We start from the raw sequence: 24,105 nt of genomic DNA, 5'->3' as shown, positions 1-24,105 counted from the left end.
TGAATCCGACTAAACGACTGATGATCATGGCGGCCGGCACCGGCGGCCATATTTTCCCTGGCCTGGCGATTGCGCAGACGATGCGCGCGCGCGGCTGGGAGGTGAGCTGGCTGGGCACGACCCACGGCATGGAGCAGGAGCTGGTGCCGAAGAGCGGCATCCCGATGGACGCCATTGCGTTCTCGGGCATGCGCGGCAAGGGCCTGGCGCACACGCTGAAGGGCGGCTTCAAGATGCTGGCCAGCTTCTTTGCCATCCGCCGTTTCATCGCCAGCCGCAAGCCGGACGTGGTGATGGGCATGGGCGGCTACGTCACCGTGCCGGGCGGCCTGATGGCGCGCCTGAAAGGCGTGCCGCTGGTGCTGGTCAATGCCGACGCGGCGCTGCTGCTGTCGAACAAGACCCTGGTGCCGCTGGCGCAGAAAGTGTGTTTCGGTTTTCCCGCCGACTTCGGCAACGCCGCCGGCAAGGCCGTCGTCACGGGCAATCCCGTGCGCGCCGAGATCCTAGCCATGGCGCCGCCGGCGCCGCGTTTCGCGGGACGCAGCGGACCGCTGCGCATCCTGGTGGTGGGCGGCAGCCTGGGCGCGAAAGCGCTGAACGACAACCTGCCCGCCGCGCTGGCGCTGATGCCGGAGGGCGAACGCCCGCTGGTGACGCACCAGTCGGGCAAGAAGAATATCGACGCCCTGCATGCCGCCTATGCGCAGGCGGGCGTGCAAGCCAATGTGGTCGACTTCATCGACGACATGGCCAGGGCCTATACCGAGGCCGACCTGGTGATCTGCCGCGCCGGCGCGATCACCCTGTCGGAACTGACGGCGGCCGGCGTGGCCAGCGTGCTCGTGCCGCTGGTGGCGTCGACCACCAGCCACCAGCGCGACAACGCGCAATGGATGGCGCAACAAGGCGCGGCGATTCACCTGCCGCAGACGGAAATGAGTGCGGCGTCGCTGAGCGCCTTGCTGGCGTCGCTGGACCGCGACAGCTGCCAGCAGATGGCGCAGGCGGCACTGGCAGCAGGCAAGCGCGACGCCAATGAGGCGATCGCAAACGTATTGGAAAAACTGGCATGAGGTTAGCTCTGTGAAGCATAAAGTAAACAATATCCACTTTGTCGGCATTGGCGGCAGCGGCATGAGCGGCATCGCCGAAGTGCTGGTCAACCTGGGCTACAAGGTGTCGGGCTCCGACCTGGGCAGCAATGCGGCGACGCAGCGCCTGGCGAGCCTGGGCGCGACCGTCATGCTCGGTCACGCGGCTGAAAATATCGGCGACGCCGATGCGGTGGTCACGTCGGGCGCCGTCCCGCAGGACAATCCGGAAGTGGCGGCAGCGCGCGCGCGCAAGATCCCGCTGGTGCCGCGTGCCGTGATGCTGGGCGAGTTGATGCGCCTGAAACGCGGCATCGCGATCGCCGGCACGCACGGCAAGACCACCACCACCAGCCTGGTGGCGTCGGTGCTGGCGCAGGGCGGCCTCGATCCCACCTTCGTCATCGGCGGTCGCCTGACCAGCGCCGGCGCGAATGCGAAACTCGGCTCGGGAGACTACCTGGTGGCCGAAGCCGATGAATCGGACGCCTCGTTCCTGAACCTGACGCCGATGATCGAAGTGATCACGAATATCGACGCCGATCACATGGACACCTACGAGCACGATTTTGAAAAGCTCAAGCAGGCGTTCGTGCAGTTCACGCACCGTTTGCCGTTCTATGGCCGCGCCATGCTGTGCATCGACGATCCGCACGTGCGCGCCATCATCCCGTCCGTGACCAAGCCGGTCACCACCTACGGTTTTGCGGAAGACGCGCAAGTGCGCGCCATCAATGCGCGCGCCGTAGGGCTGGAAATGCATTTCACCGTGCTGCAGGAAGGCTATCCGGACCTCGACGTGGTGCTGAACCAGCCTGGCATGCACAATGTGCAGAATGCCTGCTCGGCGATCGCCATCGCGCGTGAAATCGGCATCGCCGATACCGCCACGCAGCAGGGCCTGGCCGAATTCTCCGGCGTGGGCCGGCGTTTCACGCGCTATGGCGACGTGGCGCTGCCGAACGGCGGCAGCTTCGCGCTGGTCGACGATTTCGGCCACCACCCTGTGGAAACGGAAGTAACCCTGGCCGCGGCGCGCGCCGCCTACCCGGGCCGCCGACTGGTGCTGGCTTTCCAGCCGCACCGCTACAGTCGCACGCGCGATCTGTTCGAGGATTTCGTCAAGGTGCTCAGTGCACCGGACGTGCTGCTGCTGTCCGAAGTGTATGCGGCGGGCGAAGCCCCTATCGTCGCCGCCGACGGCCGCGCACTGGCGCATGCGCTGCGCGCGCGCGGCAAGATCGAACCGATTTTCGTCGAGTCCATGAAGGACATGGCCGACACCATCATGAGCGTGGCGCGCGACGGCGACGTCGTGCTGACCATGGGTGCGGGCTCCATCAGCGGCATCCCGCAACAACTGACTACGTATCAATCCAACACTGTAAAGGCCTGATGTGAACCAAGCTTCAGCTATCGACGTAAAACAATTGGGCAAGGTCGGCGTCCTGTTCGGCGGCCGCTCGGCCGAGCGCGAAGTGTCGCTGATGTCCGGCGCGGGCGTGCTGGCCGCATTGAAAAGCCATGGCGTGGATGCGCATGGCTTCGACACGGGCGAACGCAGCCTGGCCGAACTGGCCGCCGAGAAATTCGACCGCGTCTTCATCGCGCTGCACGGCCGCTTCGGCGAAGACGGCAGCCTGCAGGGCGCGCTGGAACAGCTGGGCATTCCCTACACGGGCAGCGGCGTGATGGCCTGCTCGGTAGGCATGGACAAGGTCTACACCAAGATGATCTGGCTGATGCACCAGTTGCCGACGCCCAAGTACGCGGTGCTGAACGACAGCTCCGACCTGGCCAAGGTCGCCATGGAACTGGGCTTGCCGCTGATCGTCAAGCCGCCGCATGAAGGTTCGAGCATCGGCATCACGACGGTCAACGAAGCGTCGGCCTTCCAGGCCGCCTACGACATCGCCGCCGGCCTCGATGATTCGGTGCTGGCCGAGGAATTCATCAAGGGCCGCGAATTCACCGTCGCGATCCTGGGCAAGGGCGCCACGGCGCGCGCGCTGCCGCCGATCGAAATCGTCGCTCCGCAAGGTAATTACGATTATCAGAACAAGTACTTCACGGACGATACGCAGTATTTCTGCCCGCCGCAGCTGGACCAGGCGATCATCGCAGAGATGGAGCGTATCGCCCTGGAAGCCTACCGCGCCCTCGGCTGCGAAGGCTGGGGACGGGTCGATGTGCTGATGCGCGCGGCCGACAGCAAGCTGTTTTTGCTGGAGGTGAATACCTCGCCGGGCATGACGGGCCATTCGCTCGTGCCGATGGCGGCGCGCGCGGAAGGCACCAGCTATGAAGACCTGTGCCTGGAAATCGTCGCCGGCGCAAGCCTGAAAATGCACAAGGGAAAACGCTGATATGTGGCATGACGCTAAAAGCCTGAATACGACTGCCAACGGCTTGCTGGCCGCGGTGCTGGTCGTGTGCGTGGCGGCCGGCGTCTGGTGGGTGTCGCAGCGCCCGATGTTCGACCTGCGCAGCATCAAGGTGGAAAGCGCCGACGACAAGGGCCTGCGCCACGTGAATTACCTGACCCTGCGCAGCGGCACGCTGGGGCGCATCAAGGGCAATTTCTTCACGACCAACCTGGAAAGCGTGCGCGGCGTGTTCGAATCGGTGCCCTGGGTGCGCCGCGCCAGCGTGCGGCGCGAGTGGCCGAACCAGCTGATCGTAGCGCTGGAAGAACATGAGGCGCTGGGTACCTGGGGCGAGGATGGACGCCTGCTGTCGGTCAAGGGCGACGTGTTTACCGCCAATGTGGCCGAGGCCGAGGATGACCATGAGTTGCCCGCGTTTTCCGGCCCCGATGGCAGCGAGAAGGAAGTGCTGGCTACTTACGTGCAGCTGGAAAAATGGTTCGCGCCGCTGAAGATGGTGCCCGAGACCCTGTCGCTGTCGAGCCGTTATGCGTGGACCGTGAAACTGAATAACGGCATGAGCGTGGCGCTGGGGCGCGAGCAGAATCATACGACCCTGAAGGCGCGGGTCGACCGGCTGGTGGGTATCTACCCGCAGCTGGCGAGCCGGCTGGAAAATATCGACACGATCGATATGCGCTACCAGAACGGCCTGGCCCTCAGTTCAGCAGGCCTGGTGATACCGGCCGAAGGCAAGGATGGCAGACCGGCAGCAGCGATCAGGAAGAAAAATGGCAGTCCGATTAAAAAACCGACTTAACCGAATAATCAATTAACGAATAGCCCATACATTAGGCGACAGAAATGACAAAAGACGCGAAAAACCTGATCGTCGGCCTCGACATCGGCACCTCGAAAGTGGTGGCGGTGGTAGCCGAAGTGATGTCCGACGGGCGCCACGAAGTGATCGGGCTGGGCCAGCACGAATCGAAGGGCCTGAAAAAAGGCGTGGTGGTCAATATCGAGGCCACGGTGGAGTCCATCCAGCGCGCGCTGGAAGAGGCCGAGCTGATGGCCGACTGCAAGATCCGCAATGTCTACGCGGGCATCGCGGGCAGCCATATCCGCAGCTTCAATTCCAGCGGCATGGTGGCCATCAAGGACAAGGAAGTGACGGCGACCGACGTGGCGCGCGTCATCGAGACGGCAAAAGCGGTTAACATTCCGACCGATCAGCAATTGCTGCACACGGTGCCGCAAGAGTTCATCGTCGACAGCCAGGAAGATGTGCGCGAGCCGATCGGCATGAGCGGCATCCGCCTGGAGGTGAAGGTGCATATCGTCACCGGCGCCGTGTCGGCGGTGCAGAACATCGTCAAGTGCGTGCGCCGCTGCGGCCTGGAAGTGTCGGACCTGATCCTGCAGCCGATGGCGTCCGCCGATGCGGTGCTCACGCCCGATGAAAAAGAGCTGGGCGTGGTGCTGATCGACATCGGCGGCGGCACGACCGACGTGGCGGTATTCTCCGATGGCGCGATCCGCCATACGGCAGTCATTCCCATCGCCGGCGACCAGATCACCAACGACATCGCCATGGCCTTGCGCACCCCGACCGCGGAAGCGGAAGAAATCAAGATCCGCTATGGCGTGGCCAAGCAGGTCCTGGCCGATCCCGGTGAATCGCTGGAAGTGCCAGGCCTGGGCGACCGCGGTCCGCGCAACCTGTCGCGCCAGGCGCTGGCGGCAGTGATCGAACCGCGCGTCGAAGAGCTGTTTGCGATGGTGCACCAGGTGGTGCGCGAATCCGGTTACGAAGGCGTGCTGTCGTCGGGCATCGTGCTCACGGGCGGCACTTCCATCATGCCCGGCATGGTGGAAATGGCGGAAGATATTTTCCTGAAACCGGCGCGCCTGGGCACGCCCGAGTATCGGGGACAGCTGGCCGACGTGGTGCGCAGTCCGCGCTATGCCACGGTGCTTGGCCTGCTGCTGGAAGCGAAGAAGCAATACCTGCGCGGCCACATCGTGACGCGTCAGGACGGCTCGGTGAAGGCAGTCTGGCAGCGCATGAAGGAATGGTTTTTAGGGAATTTTTAAGGGCGTGCTTCAGGCCCGGCATGACAGGTTTTTTGGCAGCATCGCAGGTAAACACACATAAACTTAATTTTATATTTAACCGCAGTTTTCAATCTCCAGTTCTCCTACCAATATGAGGCCTGGCGCTTGGAAACCGCATCTGATAGGAGCACATCATGGAGTTCGATATGGTCGATAACACAGCTTTAGGTACCGTCATCAAGGTCGTCGGCGTCGGCGGTGCGGGTGGCAATGCAGTCCAACACATGATCAACAAAGGCATGTCGGGCGTGGAGTTCATTGCCGCCAATACCGACGCACAGGCCCTGTCGACATCGAAGGCCCACAACATCATCCAGATCGGCGATACGGGCCTGGGCGCCGGCATGAAGCCGGCCGTGGGCCGCCAGCTGGCCGAAGAATCGCGCGCGCGCATCGCCGATTCGCTGCGCGGCGCGCACATGGTCTTCATCGCTGCCGGCATGGGCGGCGGCACGGGCACGGGCGCGGCGCCTATCGTTGCGGAAGTGGCCAAGGAACTGGGCGCGCTGACGGTGGCCGTGGTTTCCAAGCCATTCTCGTACGAAGGCCAGAAGTGCATGGACATCGCCGACGAAGGCCTGGAGCAGCTGTCCCTGCACGTCGATTCGCTGATCATCATCCTCAATGAAAAACTGGAAGAGATCTACGAAGACGAAAGCATGCTGGAATGGATGCAGCATGCCGACGATGTGCTCAACAACGCGGTGGCCGGCATTGCCGAGATCATCAACGTGCCGGGCCATATCAACGTCGACTTCAACGACGTGAAAACCATCATGGGCGAGCAGGGCAAGGCCATGATGGGTACGGCGACCGCTTCCGGCGTCGACCGCGCGCGCATCGCCGCCGAACAGGCTGTCGCTTCGCCGCTGCTGGATGGCATCGATCTCTCCGGCGCGCGCGGCGTGCTGGTCAACGTCACGGCCAGCCGTGGCTTGAAAGGTAAAGAGATCAAGGAAGTCATGGCTGCCGTGCGCGCGTTTGCCGCGCCGGACGCGTCGATCGCGCAAGGTATCGCCTACGACGACGCCATGGGCGACGACATCCGCGTTACCGTGGTGGCCACGGGCCTGGGCCGCGCCAAGAAAAACATCCAGCTGGTACCGCAGCAAGTGCTGCGCACCGGTACCCACAACAGCCCGTTGACTCCATCGGCTGCCATGGGTAGCGCGCAAGCGGCGACGACGACGGTTGGCGTGGCTACGCCGGCTGCCGGTTTCGACGGCATGAAGGCGCCGGCAGTATGGCGCCGCGAATCGGCTTCCGAGCAGGTGCGTGCGATGGAAAAGAATGGCATGGAGACGTACGATATCCCCGCGTTTCTGCGCAAGCAGGCCGACTAAGGTGATCTGATGTCAGCAACGATGACGGCGGCCTGAGGGCCGCCGTTTTTTTATCCGTTTTCTTGATGTTTGCCTTTGCCTTCCTGGCCATTTTCTGCACAAATACGGCAAGTCAGGCATACTATCGCGCTGAGCCAGCATAAGTCATCTTCGAGAAATCACCATCATCGATTGGGGATGACTTTACGCTAGCCGAACCAGATCACGGGCGCTGTCCACTCCATGGAGTTGGCAGCGCCTTCAACCGACAGTACACAAGGAGTCAACATGACCATCAAGATCGGCGACACCCTGCCAGAAGGCACCCTGGCCGAATTCATCGAAAGCGAAACCGAAGGTTGCGCACTGGGCCCGAACACGTTCAATGTGCAAGACCTGGTCAAAGGCAAGAAGATCGCCATCTTCGGCCTGCCAGGCGCCTACACCCCGACTTGCTCCGCACAGCACGTGCCGGGCTACGTGCAGCACGCTGCCGACCTGAAAGCCAAGGGCGTTGATGAAATCTGGTGCATCTCCGTCAACGACGCGTTCGTGATGGGCGCCTGGGGCCGCGATCAGAAAGCCACCGGCGTGGTGCGCATGATGGCTGACGGCAATGCCGCCTACAGCAAGGCGCTGGGCCTGGACGCCGACTTCAGCAAGTTCGGCATGGGCACGCGCTCGCAGCGCTACTCGATGCTGGTCGACAATGGCGTCGTGACGCAATTGAATGTCGAGCAGGGCGGCAAGTTTGAAGTGTCGAATGCGGAAACGCTGCTGGGCCAACTGGCTTAAACGCTACTCGCTTGCATGAAAACGGCGCCATCGGCGCCGTTTTCATGTTTACTGTACCGACGGCTTGGTGGCCTCGAACATGGCCGCATCGATGCTGAACGAGTAATCGTCCTGCAGCGCGAAATACCGGCGCGCTTCCTCGGGCGTGCCGTCGAACAGGTTGCGGATGGCGGCCACTCGCTCGCCCGGGGTGCGCATGCGTGCCGTCCATTCGTCGAACCGCATGGTCAGCTTCCACACGCTGCGCAGCTGGTGCGTGAAACCGGCGTTGTCGAACTTGGCGCCCCATTCGCAGGCGCGGTAGTTGCGCACGTGCGAAGCGTCGCGCAGCATTTCCACGGCTTGCAGGGTGGTGTCGTACAGGGCCGTCTTCGGCGCCACGATGTCGATCACCAGCAAGGTGCCGTTCGGACGCAGCACGCGCCACGCTTCGGCCAGGGCGCCGGCCACGTCGTTCCAGTGGTGGGCGGAAAAGCGCGTCACGACCATGTCGAAGCTGGCATCGGCAAACGGCAGGCTGGCCACGTCGCCGCATTGCGTGCGGATATTGTGCAAGCCGCGCTGCGCCCTGGCGTGGTCGACGACGTCGAGCATCGGCTGCGCCAGGTCGTAGGCGACGACGGAGGCGGCCACGGGGGCGACGGCAAAGCTGGCGTGGCCGGCGCCGCAGCCCAGGTCCAGGACGGTGGGCTTGCCATGGCGGCGCGCGCATTCCTGCATCAGCACCAGGTCGGCGCCCTGCGCGTGGATTGCGCTGCTCAGGTAGGCGTTGGCGGTCTTGCCGAATTGTTCGGCGACAACATCGTGCTGCTGCATGGTTTTCTCCGGTTCGTGAGTAAGTTCCTGCAGAATAGGCATAAAATTATCCTGTAACAAGACCATAATTTATACTGGTATAACTACTACCATAAAACCCTGAGTCCTGAACCCTGCCATGTCGAACAAACTCGCCGAATTCATCCGCGCCCGGCGCGAAGCCCTCACCCCCGCCATGGCGGGCTTGCCCGGTGGCGGGCGGCGGCGCACGCCCGGTTTGCGGCGTGAAGAGCTGGCGCAGCTGTGCGACGTCAGTCCCACCTGGCTGACGTGGCTGGAGCAGGGGCGGCCCGTGTCGGCCTCGGCCAGGATGCTGGCGCGCCTGGCCCAGGTGCTGCAGCTGAGCGTGGCCGAGCGCGCCTATCTGTTCGAAGTGGCTGACAGACATGACCCCAGCCAGGGGGCAGGCGAGGGTGATGGTCCCGCCGCCGCCGAACTGGCGGCCATCGTTGCCGCCATCGCTGCCCCCGCCTATATCCTGGACCGTGCATGGAATGCCGTGGCATGGAATGGGGCGGCGGCGATCCTGTTCGCCGACTGGCTGCGCGGCGATGCCATCGCGCCGAACCAGCTGCGCTTCATGTTTCTCGAGCCGTGCGCGCGTGCCCTGGTCGTCGGCTGGCCCGAGCGGGCGCAGCGGCTGGTGGCGGAGTTTCGCGCCGATATCGGCCGCCATGCGGATCAGGCGCCGCTGGCCGGGCTGATCGCGGAACTGGCCGCGGCCAGCGCGGACTTCCGCCTGTGGTGGGGCGCGCAGCAGGTGCAGGGCCGCGATGGCGGCTTGCGCCGCTTCCAGCATGCGCAGCAGGGGCCGCTCAGCTTCAACCAGGTGACCCTGCACCTGGCGCGCCAGCATGAGCTGAAACTGGTGATGCTGTTGCCCGTGTAGTTGTCCCTTTGAAAATGTAAAACGGTCGCGCTTGTTATAATCAGGCTGACCGCATGGCCTTGCCATGGGGGCCTGGCTCCGGCCGTCGCCATGATGACGGTCCAAGCTGCAACGAGCAGCCGAAGTTAGCCGCATTGTCGCCAGGAGTTTCCTTTGTCTTCCCCATCCTCGAACCTGCGCAGCATCTATGTGATGCTGGCCGCGGTCGCCATGTTTTCCCTGATGGACACAGCCATGAAGCTGTTGTCTGCCCACTATCCCGCCATGCAGGTGACGGCCTTGCGCGCGCTGTCGTCCCTGCCGCTCGTGTGCCTGTACCTGTTGTACCGTGGCGCCTTCAGGAACGTGCTGAAGGTGCGCTGGCCGCTGCATGTGCTGCGCGGCGTGCTGGGCGTGCTGATGATCACGCTGTTCGCGTACGGCTTGAAGCGCATGTCGCTGGCCGAGACGTATGCGCTGTTCTTCGTCGCCCCCTTGCTGATCACGGTCCTGTCGGTTTTTATCCTGAAGGAAAAAGTCGACCTGGCGCGCTGGTGCGCCATCGCCGTGGGCCTGCTGGGCGTGCTGGTGGCGCTGCGCCCCGACGGTTCGGGATTCTTTTCGCTGGCCGGGCTGGCGGTGCTGGGTTCGGCCGCCTGTTACGCCATTTCCGCCGTCACGGGGCGCATCCTGAGCCGCAGCGATGCCAGCGAAAGCATGGTCTTCTGGCTGATGGTGATGATGGCCATCGGCGGCGTGGCCCTGTCGGCGCACGAGTGGGTGAGCATTCGCCGCGAGGACTGGTGGCTGCTGGCGGGCCTGTCCGTCAGCGGCTTCCTGGGCCAGCTGGCCATCACGGAGGCGTTTCGCCATGGCAAGGCATCGAGCGTGGCGCCGTTCGAATACTCGGCCCTGGCCTGGGGCATGGCCCTGGACTGGCTGCTGTGGCGCGCGCTGCCGGACCAATATACGCTGATCGGCGCGGCCATCATCATCGGCAGCGGGATTTACCTGGTGCGCCGTGAAGCCGTGCATGCGGAAAGCGAACATCCGTGAGGAACGCTTGTGGTATTTCTGGCGTGAGCCATGCCGCACCGCAACGAAAATCCGGCAAATAGATATAATCGTGGGATGTTAAAACAACGCACTATCAAACAATTGGTCCGCACCATCGGTGTCGGCTTACATTCGGGAACCAAGGTGGAGCTGACCTTGCGTCCGGCCGCCATCGACACGGGCATCGTGTTTCGCCGTATCGACCTCGAACCCGTGGTGGAGTTTCCCGCCAGCGCCATGGCCGTGGGCGATACGCGCATGGCTTCCGTGCTGATCAAGGATGGCGCCAGGGTGTCTACCGTGGAACATCTGATGTCGGCCGCGGCCGGCCTGGGCGTCGACAATATGTATATCGACGTGAATGCGGAAGAGATTCCCATCATGGATGGTTCCGCCTCGTCCTTCGTCTACCTGCTGCAGCAAGCGGGAGTGGAAGAGCAAGAAGCGCCGAAGAAGTTCATCAAGGTCATCAAGCCGGTGGAAGTGCGCCATGGCAAGGGCGACGCGGAGAAATGGGCGCGATTGTCGCCGTACGACGGCTTCAAGCTCGATTTCTTCATCGAATTCAATCATCCGGCCGTCGATGGCACGATGCAGCGCGCCTCGGTCGACTTCGGCGACGTGTCATATGTGCATGACGTGGCGCGCGCGCGCACCTTCGGCTTCATGCAGGACGTGGAAAGCTTGCGCGGCATGGGCCTGGCGCGCGGCGGTTCGCTGGAAAACGCCATCGTCATGGATGAGTACCGCATCCTCAACGCGGATGGCTTGCGCTATGAAGACGAGTTCGTGCGCCACAAGATCCTCGACGCCATCGGCGACCTGTATCTGGTCGGCCACCCCTTGCTGGCCTATTACACGGCGCACAAGTCCGGCCACGCGCTGAACAACCAGTTGCTGCTGGCGCTGCTCGAGCAGCCGGAATCGTATGAAATCGTTTCGTTTGCCACCAACGAGGAAGCGCCGCAATCGTACCTGCGCCAGATGGAGCGCGAGTGGTCGCTGACCTGATCTGAGCGACACCTCATTAACCCTACTGCGCGTCGGTATAGGCGGCCTGCGATGCTCACCGGCTCGGCGCCCCCGTACTTCGTACGGTAGCGCTTCTTAGTCACCTCTCCCTTCCGCTCGCTACGGTTTTCTGAGGTGTCAAAATGTCGTCGGACAGTCTTAATCTTTTGATTCGCGGTGGTGGCGCACTAAACTGCGCAGTGCCGCGATCAACTGCTCGTTCTGCTTCGATGCGGGCAGGGCCGTGCTCAGCTCTTCCAGGGCCGACATGGCCTTTTCCGGCAAGACCAGCGCCCGCGTGTGCACGATGGGCGCAATGCTCTTGATGACCTGCACTTTCAGCTTGATGCCTGAAATCTGCCAGCCCTTCCTTTCCAGTTCCCCTTGCAGTTTCGGCAATTGCTGCTTGAGCTTGGCCGCCAGCGCCGCATTGGGCGTGGCCAGCACCAGCTGTCCGCTTTCGAACTGCAGGATGTCGCAATGCTCGAACATCGCCGGCAAGGCCCTGGCGCAGTCTTTTTGCAGGGCGGCCAGGCGCGTGACGGTCGGCATCAGCGATGCCATCGTCGCGTTGCCGCGCAGAAAGTCGGTTGCGCCCGTGGCGGCCGGGCCCGAACGGGCGAAACCGTAGCCGCGGCGCGGTGCCGGAGAATAAGTGGGAGTTCGCATGGCCGAAACATATCACACTCGCCCGCGCATGACGAGCGCGGCGGCCGGCGCGCCGTTGTCTGGCCCGTCGCATTGCCTTACAGTATGGAAAATGTCCGCAATTTCTGCCATTTGTTTGTCATTAAGCTATTGTTATATGGCGCATTACCCCAACCATGTCGGGAACGCATGATAAAATCATCGTCTTTTGCCATAGTCGAACTCCGTGCGGTGACGCGATTACTACCTCGTTGTTGCCTACCGAGCTTTTTTTAACGGCGTTTTTTCAAGAATTCAAGCATGTCATTACTGACCCAGATTTTCGGTAGCCGCAACCAGCGGCTGCTCAAGCAATACCAAAAAACGGTACGCGAGATCAATGCGCTCGAGCCGACCATCGAAAAGCTGACGGATGCCGAGCTGCAAGCGAAGACGCCGGCCTTCAAGGAACGCATCGCCGGTGGCGAATCGCTCGATGCCTTGTTGCCTGAAGCGTTCGCCGTCTGCCGCGAGGCCAGCAAGCGCGTCCTGCGCATGCGCCATTTCGATGTGCAGATGATCGGCGGTATGGTTTTGCACTATGGCAAGATCGCGGAAATGGGCACGGGCGAGGGCAAGACCCTGATGGCAACGTTGCCCGCCTACCTGAACGCCTTGTCGGGCAAGGGCGTGCACATCGTTACCGTCAATGATTACCTGGCACAGCGCGATGCCGAGACCATGGGCCGCCTGTATGCCTGGCTGGGTCTGTCGACGGGCGTGAACATGTCGCAAATCGAGCACAGCGCCAAGCAGCAGGCGTACAACTCCGACATCACCTACGGCACGAACAATGAATTCGGTTTCGACTTCTTGCGCGACAACATGGTCTACGAAGCGCGCGAGCGCGTGCAGCGCAGCCTGAACTTCGGCATCGTCGATGAAGTCGACTCGATCCTGATCGATGAAGCGCGCACGCCGCTGATCATTTCGGGCCAGGCCGAGAACCATACCGACCTGTATCACAAGATCAATTCCGTGCCTGGCATGCTGACCCTGCAGATCGGCGAAGAAACGCCGGACGGCAAGGGCAAGGTCGAGGTGCCGGGCGACTACACCAAGGATGAAAAAGCGCACCAGGTGCTGCTGACGGAAGCGGGCCACGAAAAAGCCGAACGCATCCTGATGGAGATGGGCCTGCTGCCGGAAGGCGCATCGCTGTACGATTCGGCCAACATCACCCTCGTGCACCACCTGTATGCGGCCCTGCGCGCGCATGCCTTGTACTTCAAGGATCAGCACTATGTGGTGCAGAACAATGAAGTGGTGATCGTCGATGAATTCACGGGCCGTTTGATGACGGGCCGCCGCTGGTCCGATGGCTTGCACCAGGCTGTCGAAGCGAAAGAGGGCGTGAAGATCCAGAACGAGAACCAGACCCTGGCCTCGATCACCTTCCAGAACTACTTCCGCATGTACGCAAAGCTGGCCGGCATGACCGGTACGGCCGATACGGAAGCGTACGAATTCCAGGAAATCTACGGCCTGGAAACGGTCGTGATCCCGCAAAACCGTCCGCTGCAGCGCAAGGACCGTCAGGATCAGGTCTACAAGTCGTCGGCGGAAAAGTACAACGCGATGCTCAACGACATCCGTGACTGCTACGAGCGCGGCCAGCCCGTGCTGGTGGGCACGACCTCGATCGAGAATTCGGAACTGCTGTCGGGCATCCTGACCAAGGCCGGTTTGCCGCACAACGTGCTCAATGCGAAGCAGCATGCGCGCGAAGCGGAAATCATCGCCCAGGCCGGCCGTCCAAAAGCCATCACCATCGCCACCAACATGGCCGGTCGCGGTACCGACATCGTGTTGGGCGGTAACGTGGAAAACCAGATCAAGTTCATCGAAGCCAATCCCGAGCTGAGCGACGCCGACAAGGCGGAGCAGGCGCAGAAGCTGCGCGATGAATGGCAATCGCTGCATGACCACGTGGTCAATGCGGGCGGCTTGCACATCATCGGCACCGAACGCCACGAATCGCGCCGCGTCGACAATCAGCTGCGTGGCCGTGCCGGCCGCCAGGGCGATCCGGGTTCGTCCCGCTTCTACCTGTCGCTCGACGACGCGCTGCTGCGCATCTTCGCGGGCGACCGCGTGCGCGCCGTGATGGACCGCCTGAAGATGCCGGAAGGCGAACCGATCGAAGCGGGCATCGTCTCGCGTTCGATCGAATCGGCCCAGCGCAAGGTGGAAGCACGCAACTTCGACATCCGCAAGCAATTGCTGGAATACGATGACGTCGCCAACGACCAGCGCAAGGTCATCTACCAGCAGCGTAACGAGCTGCTGGAAACGACCGATATTTCTGACATGATCGCCTCCTTGCGCCATGGCGTCTTCACCGACCTGGTGCACCAGTACGTGCCGCAGGAATCGGTGGAAGAGCAGTGGGATATCAAGGGCCTGGAAAACACCCTGTCCGGCGAGTGGCAGCTCGACCTGCCGCTGCAGCAGATGCTGGAAGCCGATGCGACCCTGACGGACGAAGAAATCCTGGAAAAAGTGCTGGTCGCGGCCGATGCCGTGTACCAGTCGAAGATCGATATCGTCGGCAAGGAATCGTTTGGCGGCTTCGAGCGCAATGTCATGCTGCAAAGCGTGGACAGCCACTGGCGTGAACACCTGGCGGCGCTGGACCACCTGCGCCAGGGTATCCACCTGCGCGGTTACGCGCAGAAGAACCCGAAACAGGAATACAAGCGCGAAGCGTTTGAATTGTTTGGCCAGATGCTCGACATGATCAAGAACGACGTCACCAAGCACGTGATGACGGTGCGCATCCAGTCGCGCGAAGAAGTCGATGCGGCCGAACAGGCGATGCAGCAGTCACACGTGGAAAACGTGCACTACCAGCACGCCGAGTTCGACCCGAACGCGGCGCCGGAAGAGTTGCTGGCCCCTACGGTCGGCGGCAATATGGATAACGTCGACGACTTGAGCGTGAGCATGGGCGTCAAAGTGGGCCGCAACGATCCATGTCCATGCGGCAGCGGCAAGAAGTACAAGGCTTGCCACGGCAAGCTTGCTTAAGCCAAGCCGATAGGCAGGACAAGAACGGAGACTGCGGTCTCCGTTTTTTATGTCTGGCACGCTTGGCTTCGGCTCAGGGAAATGCCCAGTATTGCGGCGCTCCGGATGGAATGCCCTTCAAGCCACCGCGGTTCCTTGCCCGTTGTCCCGTCTTGATCATGGTGGCGATATCGGTCAGCAAGACGCGGTTGCTGGCGAAGTAATCATGGCCCATGAAATTCATGATGACGGCCGAGGCGTCGACGAGTTCCATGCCGGGTATGCCGACGACGGGGCCGCGGATGTCGCCTATCCTGTCCCAGTCGGCAAAATTGTAGGAGGCGCGGATCGCCTTGTCGTTCGCGGAAGCGTACAGGGTGGCGGGGAGCCTGAGGCTGGCAAAGCGGGGGGCGATCTGGTCGCGGAAGACATCGGCATTGATGTCTGGCGCCGCCAGCACCACCTGCTTGAACAGGGGCAGCAGGTCGGGGCGCCGTTCCAGCAGGCTGGCCAGGGCCAGCGTCATCGGGCGGTTGCCCATGCTGTGGGCGATGATGTAGATATCCGTGGCGGACGAGTGCTCCGCGAAGTCGGCCAGGAAGGCTTGCAGGTGCGCCTGCGTCCATTCGACCGAATTCTGGTCGTATTCGTAGCCGGCCAGGGTGCCTTTCGACGGCCAGCTGTAGAACACGGGCAGGGCGCCGATATCGAGGTCGACCGCCATCTGCGCCGTGCGCCGGGCGGCGTCGTCGAACGAATTGCTGTAGCCATGGATATAGATGAAGGCGGCGCGGCGTTCCGGGGCGGCCTGTATCCTGGCCTTGACGGTGGCGAGGAAATCCGCGCGCGACAGGCGCGTGCCTCCCTTGACCAGCACATATTGTTGCGCATCGTCGCCGGACAGGATGTCGTACCAGGGCGGCAGCGGCAGTTCGCCCGGCGCTCTTTTTTCAGGGATGCTGACGAGGACGCTGCCGTAGCTCAGGTAGGGGGCCGCGCGGTTCGGCTGCCAGCCATAGTTGCGGCTGGCGGGCTGGTATTGCCTGTCGGTGGCGTAATACACGGTGACGTGCACGGCACCGTCTGGCGGCGGATCGTTGTCGGACTTCAGCGTGGCGCTGCTGCCGGCCAGGTTGCCCAGGTTGCCGAGCAAGCCGCCGATGCCCGACCAGGAGCTGCTCCATGGGAAGGTGGATGGGGGCCGACCCCCGGTCGTGGGGGGCAATGCTGCGGCTGGCGGCGTTTCGGCGGCCGGCGGCGCTGTGGAGGACGGTTCAGTGGCGTGGTCGACTGCGCGATCGTTTGCTCCAGGCGGGACCGTACAGGCCGTCAGCCAGGCCAGCAGGCAAAGCAGGCATAGGAGGCGGTGCAGCAGGCCTGAGGGTCCTGCGCCGTTGCTTGGCATTCGGTATGACTGAGCATGCGCCATGACATCCTCCCTGGGCGGCGCGCTTGCCAGACTCGCTATCGTCTGTTTCTATACCTTAGCGCCGCCAGGCGGCAGCGTTCTGATAAATCGCAAGGACCTTGCTGCCGGCCCCCATCGGCGCTGCCCGGGCCGCCGCGACGATTCCCTTGCCGCATGTTCACCCGGGCCGCGAAGGCGCTACAATAGCGCTTCCATTTTCCCACGCAGAAGAACTCATATGGCCGTCAATTCTCCCAAGCCCATCGCCGCCGACCTGAAAGCCGTTGCCGGCATTGAAATCGGTGTTGCCGAAGCCGGCATCAAGAAACCCAACCGCAAGGATTTGCTGGTGTTGAAACTGGCGCCGACGGCCACTGTGGCCGGCGTCTTCACCCTGAACCGCTTCTGCGCCGCACCGGTGCAAATCTCGAAAGCCAACCTGGCCGCCGTGACGGCAGGCGCGGAACCGATCCGCGCGCTGCTGGTCAACACGGGCAATGCGAATGCGGGCACGGGCGAATCGGGTCTGGCCGACGCGCAAGCCAGCTGCGCCGCGCTGGCCGAGCTGCTGGGCTGTACGCCGCAGCAGATCCTGCCGTTTTCCACCGGCGTGATCCTCGAGCCGCTGCCGGTGCAGCGCCTGGTGGCCGGCCTGCCGCAAGCGGTGGCCGCGCTGACTTCCGATAACTGGTTCTCGGCCGCCGAAGCCATCATGACCACCGACACGCAGCCGAAAGCCGGCTCGCGCACGGTGACCATCGCCGGCCATACGGTCACCCTGACGGGCATCAGCAAGGGCGCCGGCATGATCAAGCCGAACATGGCCACCATGCTCGGTTTCCTCGCGTTCGACGCCACCGTGGCCCAGAGCGTGCTCGATCAGCTGGTCAAGCAGGCGGCCGACAAATCGTTCAACTGCATCACCATCGACGGCGACACGTCCACCAATGACTCGTTCATGCTGGTGGCCACGGGCGCCGGCAGCCTGGTGATCGATTCCATCGACTCGCCGCACTACGCGGCACTGGCGGCGGCCGTTACCGAACTGTCGACCTTCCTGGCGCAAGCGATCGTGCGCGACGGCGAAGGCGCGACCAAGTTCATGACGGTCACCGTGGAAGACGGCCGCAACGTGGAAGAATGCCGCAAGATCGCCTATTCCATCGCCCATTCGCCGCTGGTCAAGACGGCCTTCTTCGCTTCCGACCCGAATCTGGGCCGCATCCTGGCCGCCATCGGCTACGCCGGCGTGGACGACCTCGACGTGGGCCAGCTGAACCTGTACCTGGACGACGTGTGGGTGGCCAAGAATGGCGGCCGCAATCCCGATTACCAGGAGCAGGATGGCCAGCGCGTGATGCAGCAGAGCGAAATCACCATCCGCGTCAAGCTGGCGCGCGGCGATGCCACGGCGACCCTGTGGACCTGCGACCTGTCGCATGACTACGTGTCGATCAACGCCGACTACCGCTCATGACCAGCCTCGATCAATTCCTGCTGCGCGCGGAAAGCCTGCTGGCGCGCGTGGAAGCGATCCTGCCGCAAGCCGTGCCGGCGCCGGACTGGAACAGCTTTGCGTTCCGCTGGCGCCGCCGCCAGGGCGCTGCCAGCCATTTGCAGGCCGTGGCCCACGTGTCGAACATCGCGTTTGACGACTTGCACAATATCGGCATGCAAAAAGCGCAGATCGAGCAGAACACGCGCCAGTTCGTCAGCGGACGCCCGGCCAACAACGTGCTGCTGACGGGCGCGCGCGGCACGGGGAAATCGTCGCTGATCAAGGCCTGCCTGAACCAGTTCGCCGGCCAGGGCCTGCGCCTGATCGAAGTCGATAAAGCCGACCTGGCCGACCTGCCCGACATCGTCGACCTGGTGGCGGCGCGTCCCGAGCGCTTCATCATCTTTTGCGACGACCTCTCGTTTGAAGAGGGCGAGAGCGGCTACAAGGCGCTGAAAGTGGCGCTCGACGGCAGCATCGCCGCACAATCGGACAATGTGCTGATCTACGCCACCTCGAACCGCCGTCACCTGATGCCGGAACGCATGTCGGACAACAGCAGCTACAAGACGGACGACGATGGCGATCTGCATCCGGGCGAAACGGTGGAAGAGAAAATCTCGCTGTCCGAGCGTTTCGGCCTGTGGCTGTCGTTCTATCCGTTCAAGCAGGACGATTACCTCGATATCGTCGCCCACTGGCTGGCCTCGTTCGGCTGCACGCCGGAGCACATCGCCGCGGCGCGCGGCGACGCCCTGCGCTGGGCCTTGCAGCGCGGTTCGCGGTCGGGCCGGGTGGCCTGGCAATTCGCGCGCGATTACGCGGGGAAGTTGCCGCAATGAGCGAAGTGACCTTGAAGGAAAAAATCCAGCCTGTCGATGTGGCCGTCGGCATCCTGATGAAGCCGAATGGCGACGTACTGCTGGGCCAACGCCCGGCCGGCAAGCCGTATGACGGCTACTGGGAGTTTCCTGGTGGCAAAGTGGAGCCGGGCGAAGCCATTCTCGATGCCTTGAAACGCGAGTTTGTCGAGGAGCTCGGCTTATATATCGACAGCGCCGAACCCTGGTGCGGCGTGGAATATGTGTATCCGCACGCCCATGTGCGCCTGCACTTCTACATCAGCCGCCACTGGCGCGGCGAACCGCAAAGCCTGGAAGGGCAGGCGTTCGCCTGGCAGGGCACGGTCGGCGTGGAACCCTTGCTGCCGGCCACCATTCCCCTGCTGGAATGGCTGGACGAGGTACGCCGGGTAGCGTTGCTGGCAACGGCCTGATTCCGCTTGCGCCAGCCATGCGGCGAGGAGCTGCATGGCTGGCGCAAGCTTTCCTCGACCTGCCCTTGTATCGGCGGCGCTTTGCGCTACAGTGCTCTAATCAGACACCGGGAGCTACGCATGGCGCTGACCCTGACCTTTACCGACACCGATGAATTGCTGCTGGCGGCGCTGCACAAGCGTGCCCGCGCGCATGGTCGCAGCATCGAGGAAGAACACCGCGACATCCTGCGCCATGCCTTGCGTCCGCTGCCGAAGCGCCCGCTCGAGGATATCTTGCGCAGCATGCCCGCAGTGGGGCTCGACACGGATTTCGAACGCCGCTCCTGATGCCTGATCCGGCTTATCTGCTGGATACGGACGTGATCGTTGCCGCGCGCCGCGGCAGCGCTGCGCCGGCGGGCGTGGGCGCTTTTTTCGAACGCGTGGCGCCCGCGGCCCGCTATGTGCCGGTGCAGGTCATCGCGCAATTGCGCGCGGGCATACAGCAAAGCTGGCGGCGCGAGGCGGCATTGGAAGCGCTGGCCCTGGAAGCGTGGCTGGAAGCGCTGCTGGTCGAGTATGCGCCGCGCCTGCTCGAGTTCGACCTCGATTGCGCGCTCGTGTGCGCGCGCCTGCATGGCCGTGCCCATGCGCATGGCGTGGACGGGCAGATCGCGGCGATGGGCATCGCCTATGGCTTGACGGTGGTCAGTGGCAGGCTCGGCAGTTTCGTGGCGCAGGGGCTGCGCCTGGAAAATCCGTTTATCTGATGCGTGCTTCGCGGCGTCGCATGACGCCGTAGCGGGCGAAAGGGGATGTGCTTGAGCGGCGCAGCCCTGCCTTGGCAAGGTAGCGCAGGCCGGCGCCCACGCTGCCGGTGTTGAGCGCGGTTCTTATTGCGGCTTGTTGTCTTCGTCTGCCAGCGGATCCTCGAACGGATCGGCGGCGGGGATCGTGTACTTTTCCTCGGCCCAGGCGCCCAGGTCGATCTGCTTGCAGCGCTCCGAGCAGAACGGGCGGTATTTATTGGCTTCAGTCCATTCGACTTTGGCGGCACAGGTAGGGCAGTTGACTACGGTCATGGCGATTACAGTTAAAAATTACAGAGCGTGAGCTCGAATGGGACATCGTCTTCCAGCGGCTTGGGTTTCAAGTCGCCGCCCTGGGTGGTGAAGCGCACCCACAGCATGTATTTGTTGGCGGAAATTTCCGGGATGGCGCCGCTGGTTTCATCCAGGCTCAGGCGCAGCATCTGGTAGACCTTGCCTTGCAGCATTTGCTGGTAGCTGCCGCCATTGGCGATCAGTTTCACGGGGCCGCCCGAATCGCGCAGCAGGCGCAGCACGAGGGCCAGCGCATCGAACAGCGGGGCCAGCGGGGCAAACCAGGCGTGAATATCGGCCAGCCGTTGTTCCGAGCTGCGTTTTTGCCATGCAAAGTAGGACGGCAAGTCGAATTCGCAGGCGCCGCCCGGGATGATGGTACGGCCGCGGATGCTCATCAGCCATTCATTGTCGCGGATATTCTGCCCCGTCTTGCCTTGCGCCGCCACCAGGGCGCCGCTGACACTGTCGAGTTCTGCCAGGATGGCGTCCAGGGTTTCCGGTTCCACATTCGGATTGCTGCGGTAGCCCAGCAGGCTCTGGCGCTGGCGCTCGAGCTCCTGCAGCAAGTCGGATTTCAGGTCGGCGCGGCCGGCCACTTCGAGCATATCGAAAATAGTTGCCAAAGCAACATGGTGTTGCATTGCATGTTCCTGCTGGACGAAGAACTTGAATTTGTCGTACAGGTCTTCCAGCCGCAACAAGGTACGTATGCGTTCGTTGAAAGGGTATTCGTAGACAATCAAAATAGTTCCCTTAAGTAAGGACCTGCAAACAATCCCGTGATTTTGAACCAAGCGTCGACAAATTACAAACGTTGCGACCCGATTCCAGCCATTCTTTTTGAAAATGCCAGATATAAATCGTGCAACTGGGCAATCTGCGGCTCGAGTGCTGCCAAATCGCCATTGTTATCGATCACGTCGTCGGCCGCCGCCAGGCGCATGGCGCGCGTCGCCTGCGTCGCCATGATGGCCTTGACTTGTTCTTCCGATAAGCCATTGCGCGCCATCACGCGCGATACTTGCAGGCTTTCCAGGCAATCGATGACCAGCACGCGGTCGACCCGCTCCACCCATCCGCCAGACTCGACCAGCAGGGGCACGGCAAAGATCACGTAGCTGCCCGTCGCTTCGGCGGCCGCCGCCAGGGTCGCCTGGCGGATGCGCGGATGCAGGATCGCTTCCAGCCGCGCCTTGGCATCGGCATCGGAAAATACGAGAGTGCGCATCCTGGCGCGGTCCAGGGCGCCGCGCGCATCGGCATAGGCGGCGCCAAATTCCGCCACCAGGGCCGGCATGGCCGCGCCATTCGGTGCCGTCAGGCTGTGCGCGATCTGGTCGGTGTCGACGATGGTGGCGCCGCGCGCGGCGAACATGTCGGCCACCGTGCTCTTGCCGCAGCCGATGCCGCCAGTGAGTCCTACGCTGAAATAGGGCGCGTTCTGTGTTTCCATATCTGTTGTCCAATCCGGGGCAGCCATGCTGCGCGAAGAAAATCAGCCGATCAGGCCAAGCGTGAGTTGCGACAGCGGCGTGCCGTACAGCAGGGCGATGAGTCCCGCGGCGGCCAGGTAGGGGCCAAACGGAATCGGCTTGTCGCGTCCCCGCCGGGCAAACACGATCAGGCCGATGCCGACCAGGGCGCCGACCAGCGACGACAATAAGATGATTGTCGGCAACATGGTCCAGCCCAGCCAGGCACCGAGCGCCGCCAGCAATTTGAAGTCACCATAGCCCATTCCTTCCTTGCCTGTCGCCAGCTTGAAGGCCCAGTACACGCTCCACAGGGCCAGATAGCCGGCGGCCGCGCCGATGACGGCATCCTGCAGGGGCACGAAAGTACCGTTGATATTGACCAGCAGACCGGCCCACAGCAGGGGGAAGGTGAGGTCGTCCGGCAGCATTTGCGTATCGGCGTCGATGAAGGTCATGGCGATCAGCAGGTAGGCAAAGACGAGCGTGGCCAGCCCCGTCCAGCCGCTGCCGAAATGCCAGACCAGCACGGCCGACAGCGCGCCCGTGAGCAATTCCACCAGCGGATAGCGGGCCGAGATCGGTGCCTGGCAGGCGCTGCATTTTCCGCGTAGCAGCAGGTAGCTGATGACGGGAATGTTTTCCATGGCCGTGATGCGGTGGCCGCAGGCGGTGCAGTTCGAATGCGGCAGCATCAGGTTGTAGCGGTCCGTATGCGGCAACGGCTGGCCGCTTTCTTCCGCCACGTAATTATCGGAGTCGCGCTGCATCATTTTCGGGATGCGGTGGATCACGACGTTCAGGAAGCTGCCGACGATCAGGCCGAACAGGGCGGCGACGAGGGCGACGGGCAGGTTGCCGGGCGCGGCGAACAACAGGGTATCTTGCAGCATGGTGACTAGTCTGAGGTGAAGATTGTTGCCGCGCAAACATTGCCTGGCACTGCCGCAGTGTAAAACATCCGCCAGCGCATGGGGGTGTTTTGGCGGCGCGATCGTTCAAATCACGGCGCCGAGCTTAAAAATGGGCAAATACAGGGCGATCACGAGGGCGCCGACCAGCACGCCCAGCACCACCATCAGCGCCGGCTCCAGCAGCGATGCCAGGACCGATATGCTGGCTTCGAATTCCCCTTCGATGATCTCGGCCGCGCGCGACAGCATGGCGTCCAGCGCGCCCGATTCCTCGCCGATCAGCGCCAGTTGCGTCAGCAGGTCGGGAAACACGCCGGCGTGCTCCATGGCCAGGGCCAGGCTGCCGCCGGCGCGAATGTCGCGTTCGATGCGCTGCGTCGCTTCCCGGTACAACGCGTGGCCCGAGGCGGCGCCCACCAGGTCGAGCGAGTCGAGCAGGGGCACGCCGGCCGCGAACATGGCGGCCAGGGTGCGTGTCCAGCGCGCGATCGCCGCCTTGCGCAGGAGCGGGCCGAACAGCGGCAAGCGCAGCGCCTGCAATTGGGCGTGGCGGCGCAAGGCGGGCCAGCGGCGCCAGGCCAGGCGCAGCAGCAGGGCGGCGACGGCCAGCGCGGCAGCCAATCCTGGCCAGTAGCGCACGAAAAAGGACGACAAACCCATGACGAGCAAGGTCGGCAGCGGCAACGGTGCGCCGAAGCTGTCGAAGACCTGGCGGAAGGCGGGCACGACCACGCTCATGATGATGGCCGTGACGACGATGGCGACAAGCACGATGGCCAGCGGATACATCAGCGCGCCACGCACTTGCCGCCGCAGGGCGATGGCTTTCTCCTGGTGGGTGGCCAGGCGCGCCAGCAATTCCTGCACGATGCCGGCCTGCTCGCCGGCGGCCAGCAGGTTGCAATACAGTTCGTCAAACAGCAGCGGATACTGGCGGAACGCCTGCTGCAGGCTGCTGCCCGCTTCGATATCGCTGCGCAAGTCGCGCATCAGCTGCGTGATGGCCGGCTTGGCGTGGCTCTTGCCTGCGATGTCGAAGGCATGCAGCAGCGGCACGCCGGCCGCCATCATGGTCGACAGCTGGCGCGTAAACAGGGCGATATCGTTGTGCGTGATGGCCTTGCCGGGCGCGGCGCGCGGGGCCTTGACCTTGCTGGCGAGGATGCCCTGACGCCTTAGCGCGACCTTGGCGGCGCCGGCATCGGCCGCGCGCAGGACGCCGTCCACCGTCTTGCCATGGCGGTCAGTGCCTTTCCATGCAAACCGCCGCTCGGCCGCCATGTGCGCCTCCTGCCGTCAAGGTAGCA

At 63.1% G+C, this 24,105-nt stretch carries 24 protein-coding genes; 16 read left to right on the top strand and 8 right to left on the bottom strand.

Features of this window, described 5'->3' with window-relative positions; genetic code table 11:
- Positions 1–20: 20 nt before the first annotated feature.
- The 7 genes from murG to YQ44_RS22460 all read left to right on the top strand — a co-directional run bounded on the left by murG (position 21) and on the right by YQ44_RS22460 (position 7,695).
- Positions 21–1,076 carry an undecaprenyldiphospho-muramoylpentapeptide beta-N-acetylglucosaminyltransferase gene (gene murG / locus YQ44_RS22490; protein ID WP_071326694.1) on the top strand — a complete coding sequence of 352 codons (1,056 nt, stop codon included), beginning with the start codon at positions 21–23 and terminating at the stop codon, positions 1,074–1,076.
- Between the two features lie 10 nt (positions 1,077–1,086).
- Positions 1,087–2,490, top strand: a complete 1,404-nt coding sequence (murC, locus tag YQ44_RS22485) for a UDP-N-acetylmuramate--L-alanine ligase (protein WP_071325283.1) — start codon at positions 1,087–1,089, stop codon at positions 2,488–2,490.
- Position 2,491: 1 nt separating this feature from the next.
- Positions 2,492–3,460, top strand: a complete 969-nt coding sequence (locus YQ44_RS22480) for a D-alanine--D-alanine ligase (protein WP_071325282.1) — start codon at positions 2,492–2,494, stop codon at positions 3,458–3,460.
- Between the two features lies 1 nt (position 3,461).
- Positions 3,462–4,280: a cell division protein FtsQ/DivIB gene (locus YQ44_RS22475; RefSeq protein WP_071325281.1), complete on the top strand. Its 819-nt coding sequence runs from the start codon at positions 3,462–3,464 to the stop codon at positions 4,278–4,280.
- Positions 4,281–4,324: 44 nt separating this feature from the next.
- Positions 4,325–5,557 carry a cell division protein FtsA gene (gene ftsA, locus YQ44_RS22470; protein ID WP_010394955.1) on the top strand — a complete coding sequence of 411 codons (1,233 nt, stop codon included), beginning with the start codon at positions 4,325–4,327 and terminating at the stop codon, positions 5,555–5,557.
- A gap of 155 nt (positions 5,558–5,712) precedes the next feature.
- On the top strand, positions 5,713–6,921 hold the full coding sequence (gene ftsZ / locus YQ44_RS22465; RefSeq protein WP_034784974.1) for a cell division protein FtsZ: 1,209 nt from the start codon (positions 5,713–5,715) through the stop codon (positions 6,919–6,921).
- 267 nt (positions 6,922–7,188) lie between these two features.
- Positions 7,189–7,695: a peroxiredoxin gene (locus YQ44_RS22460; protein ID WP_071325280.1), complete on the top strand. Its 507-nt coding sequence runs from the start codon at positions 7,189–7,191 to the stop codon at positions 7,693–7,695.
- A 48-nt stretch (positions 7,696–7,743) separates the two neighbouring features.
- Here the strand turns inward: YQ44_RS22460 and YQ44_RS22455 are convergent, their stop codons facing one another.
- A complete protein-coding gene (locus YQ44_RS22455; RefSeq protein WP_071325279.1) occupies positions 7,744–8,511 on the bottom strand; it encodes a class I SAM-dependent methyltransferase in 768 nt (255 codons plus the stop codon).
- A gap of 118 nt (positions 8,512–8,629) precedes the next feature.
- On the opposite strand from YQ44_RS22455, the gene YQ44_RS22450 reads away from it, so the two are divergent.
- The 3 genes from YQ44_RS22450 to lpxC all read left to right on the top strand — a co-directional run bounded on the left by YQ44_RS22450 (position 8,630) and on the right by lpxC (position 11,446).
- Positions 8,630–9,400 carry a helix-turn-helix transcriptional regulator gene (locus YQ44_RS22450; protein ID WP_071325278.1) on the top strand — a complete coding sequence of 257 codons (771 nt, stop codon included), beginning with the start codon at positions 8,630–8,632 and terminating at the stop codon, positions 9,398–9,400.
- Between the two features lie 192 nt (positions 9,401–9,592).
- Positions 9,593–10,435, top strand: coding sequence for a DMT family transporter (locus YQ44_RS22445; RefSeq protein ID WP_071326693.1), 843 nt, complete (start codon positions 9,593–9,595; stop codon positions 10,433–10,435).
- 75 nt (positions 10,436–10,510) lie between these two features.
- The gene (gene lpxC / locus YQ44_RS22440; RefSeq protein WP_071325277.1) at positions 10,511–11,446 is read left to right on the top strand and encodes a UDP-3-O-acyl-N-acetylglucosamine deacetylase; all 936 of its coding nucleotides are present in this window, start codon (positions 10,511–10,513) and stop codon (positions 11,444–11,446) included.
- Between the two features lie 159 nt (positions 11,447–11,605).
- Here lpxC and YQ44_RS22435 read toward each other — a convergent pair whose 3' ends face one another.
- The gene (locus tag YQ44_RS22435; protein WP_071325276.1) at positions 11,606–12,115 is read right to left on the bottom strand and encodes a DciA family protein; all 510 of its coding nucleotides are present in this window, start codon (positions 12,113–12,115) and stop codon (positions 11,606–11,608) included.
- A gap of 279 nt (positions 12,116–12,394) precedes the next feature.
- On the opposite strand from YQ44_RS22435, the gene secA reads away from it, so the two are divergent.
- Entirely contained in the window at positions 12,395–15,163 is a 2,769-nt protein-coding gene (gene secA, locus YQ44_RS22430; RefSeq protein WP_071325275.1) for a preprotein translocase subunit SecA, read from the top strand.
- Between the two features lie 73 nt (positions 15,164–15,236).
- Here secA and YQ44_RS28445 read toward each other — a convergent pair whose 3' ends face one another.
- Positions 15,237–16,367 (bottom strand): alpha/beta hydrolase, encoded by a 1,131-nt coding sequence (locus YQ44_RS28445; protein ID WP_198043800.1) that lies wholly within the window; start codon positions 16,365–16,367, stop codon positions 15,237–15,239.
- A gap of 421 nt (positions 16,368–16,788) precedes the next feature.
- Here YQ44_RS28445 and argJ point away from each other — a divergent pair, with 421 nt between their 5' ends.
- From argJ to YQ44_RS22400, 5 genes are all read left to right on the top strand, one after another.
- Positions 16,789–18,027, top strand: a complete 1,239-nt coding sequence (gene argJ, locus YQ44_RS22420) for a bifunctional glutamate N-acetyltransferase/amino-acid acetyltransferase ArgJ (RefSeq protein ID WP_071325274.1) — start codon at positions 16,789–16,791, stop codon at positions 18,025–18,027.
- Positions 18,024–18,890, top strand: a complete 867-nt coding sequence (locus YQ44_RS22415) for an ATP-binding protein (protein ID WP_071325273.1) — start codon at positions 18,024–18,026, stop codon at positions 18,888–18,890. The genes argJ and YQ44_RS22415 overlap by 4 nt, the downstream gene beginning before the upstream one ends.
- Positions 18,887–19,324, top strand: coding sequence for an NUDIX domain-containing protein (locus YQ44_RS22410; RefSeq protein WP_071325272.1), 438 nt, complete (start codon positions 18,887–18,889; stop codon positions 19,322–19,324). The genes YQ44_RS22415 and YQ44_RS22410 overlap by 4 nt, the downstream gene beginning before the upstream one ends.
- A 120-nt stretch (positions 19,325–19,444) precedes the next feature.
- Positions 19,445–19,654, top strand: a complete 210-nt coding sequence (locus YQ44_RS22405; RefSeq protein WP_071325271.1) for a FitA-like ribbon-helix-helix domain-containing protein — start codon at positions 19,445–19,447, stop codon at positions 19,652–19,654.
- Complete coding sequence (locus tag YQ44_RS22400; protein ID WP_071325270.1) at positions 19,654–20,076, top strand: PIN domain-containing protein; 423 nt, start codon at positions 19,654–19,656, stop codon at positions 20,074–20,076. Before YQ44_RS22405 ends, YQ44_RS22400 begins: the two co-directional genes overlap by 1 nt.
- A gap of 123 nt (positions 20,077–20,199) precedes the next feature.
- On the opposite strand, the gene yacG is transcribed toward YQ44_RS22400, so the two are convergent.
- The 5 genes from yacG to YQ44_RS22375 form a co-directional block, all read right to left on the bottom strand.
- Positions 20,200–20,388 (bottom strand): DNA gyrase inhibitor YacG, encoded by a 189-nt coding sequence (gene yacG / locus YQ44_RS22395; protein WP_071325269.1) that lies wholly within the window; start codon positions 20,386–20,388, stop codon positions 20,200–20,202.
- Positions 20,389–20,399: 11 nt separating this feature from the next.
- A complete protein-coding gene (gene zapD / locus YQ44_RS22390) occupies positions 20,400–21,155 on the bottom strand; it encodes a cell division protein ZapD (protein ID WP_071325268.1) in 756 nt (251 codons plus the stop codon).
- Between the two features lie 62 nt (positions 21,156–21,217).
- The gene (gene coaE / locus YQ44_RS22385) at positions 21,218–21,865 is read right to left on the bottom strand and encodes a dephospho-CoA kinase (RefSeq protein WP_071325267.1); all 648 of its coding nucleotides are present in this window, start codon (positions 21,863–21,865) and stop codon (positions 21,218–21,220) included.
- Positions 21,866–21,907: 42 nt separating this feature from the next.
- The gene (locus tag YQ44_RS22380; protein WP_071325266.1) at positions 21,908–22,777 is read right to left on the bottom strand and encodes a prepilin peptidase; all 870 of its coding nucleotides are present in this window, start codon (positions 22,775–22,777) and stop codon (positions 21,908–21,910) included.
- A 105-nt stretch (positions 22,778–22,882) separates the two neighbouring features.
- Positions 22,883–24,079, bottom strand: a complete 1,197-nt coding sequence (locus YQ44_RS22375; protein ID WP_071325265.1) for a type II secretion system F family protein — start codon at positions 24,077–24,079, stop codon at positions 22,883–22,885.
- Between the last annotated feature and the right edge of the window lie 26 nt (positions 24,080–24,105).

This window comes from Janthinobacterium sp. 1_2014MBL_MicDiv, from assembly GCF_001865675.1.
Taxonomy (GTDB): Bacteria; Pseudomonadota; Gammaproteobacteria; order Burkholderiales; family Burkholderiaceae_D; genus Janthinobacterium.
The sequence above is the reverse complement of the archived record's forward strand: the minus strand, read 5'-3'. Positions and strand labels throughout refer to the sequence as shown.

What these genes read in the sequence shown, in the direction of transcription:
- murG (WP_071326694.1), top strand. Translation starts at nt 21, where the DNA reads ATGATCATGGCGGCCGGCACCGGCGGCCATATTTTCCCTGGCCTGGCG.
- YQ44_RS22475 (WP_071325281.1), top strand. Translation starts at nt 3,462, where the DNA reads ATGTGGCATGACGCTAAAAGCCTGAATACGACTGCCAACGGCTTGCTG.
- ftsA (WP_010394955.1), top strand. Translation starts at nt 4,325, where the DNA reads ATGACAAAAGACGCGAAAAACCTGATCGTCGGCCTCGACATCGGCACC.
- ftsZ (WP_034784974.1), top strand. Translation starts at nt 5,713, where the DNA reads ATGGAGTTCGATATGGTCGATAACACAGCTTTAGGTACCGTCATCAAG.
- YQ44_RS22460 (WP_071325280.1), top strand. Translation starts at nt 7,189, where the DNA reads ATGACCATCAAGATCGGCGACACCCTGCCAGAAGGCACCCTGGCCGAA.
- YQ44_RS22455 (WP_071325279.1), bottom strand. Translation starts at nt 8,511, where the DNA reads ATGCAGCAGCACGATGTTGTCGCCGAACAATTCGGCAAGACCGCCAAC.
- YQ44_RS22450 (WP_071325278.1), top strand. Translation starts at nt 8,630, where the DNA reads ATGTCGAACAAACTCGCCGAATTCATCCGCGCCCGGCGCGAAGCCCTC.
- YQ44_RS22445 (WP_071326693.1), top strand. Translation starts at nt 9,593, where the DNA reads ATGCTGGCCGCGGTCGCCATGTTTTCCCTGATGGACACAGCCATGAAG.
- lpxC (WP_071325277.1), top strand. Translation starts at nt 10,511, where the DNA reads ATGTTAAAACAACGCACTATCAAACAATTGGTCCGCACCATCGGTGTC.
- YQ44_RS22435 (WP_071325276.1), bottom strand. Translation starts at nt 12,115, where the DNA reads ATGCGAACTCCCACTTATTCTCCGGCACCGCGCCGCGGCTACGGTTTC.
- secA (WP_071325275.1), top strand. Translation starts at nt 12,395, where the DNA reads ATGTCATTACTGACCCAGATTTTCGGTAGCCGCAACCAGCGGCTGCTC.
- argJ (WP_071325274.1), top strand. Translation starts at nt 16,789, where the DNA reads ATGGCCGTCAATTCTCCCAAGCCCATCGCCGCCGACCTGAAAGCCGTT.
- YQ44_RS22415 (WP_071325273.1), top strand. Translation starts at nt 18,024, where the DNA reads ATGACCAGCCTCGATCAATTCCTGCTGCGCGCGGAAAGCCTGCTGGCG.
- YQ44_RS22410 (WP_071325272.1), top strand. Translation starts at nt 18,887, where the DNA reads ATGAGCGAAGTGACCTTGAAGGAAAAAATCCAGCCTGTCGATGTGGCC.
- YQ44_RS22405 (WP_071325271.1), top strand. Translation starts at nt 19,445, where the DNA reads ATGGCGCTGACCCTGACCTTTACCGACACCGATGAATTGCTGCTGGCG.
- YQ44_RS22400 (WP_071325270.1), top strand. Translation starts at nt 19,654, where the DNA reads ATGCCTGATCCGGCTTATCTGCTGGATACGGACGTGATCGTTGCCGCG.
- yacG (WP_071325269.1), bottom strand. Translation starts at nt 20,388, where the DNA reads ATGACCGTAGTCAACTGCCCTACCTGTGCCGCCAAAGTCGAATGGACT.
- coaE (WP_071325267.1), bottom strand. Translation starts at nt 21,865, where the DNA reads ATGGAAACACAGAACGCGCCCTATTTCAGCGTAGGACTCACTGGCGGC.
- YQ44_RS22380 (WP_071325266.1), bottom strand. Translation starts at nt 22,777, where the DNA reads ATGCTGCAAGATACCCTGTTGTTCGCCGCGCCCGGCAACCTGCCCGTC.
- YQ44_RS22375 (WP_071325265.1), bottom strand. Translation starts at nt 24,079, where the DNA reads ATGGCGGCCGAGCGGCGGTTTGCATGGAAAGGCACTGACCGCCATGGC.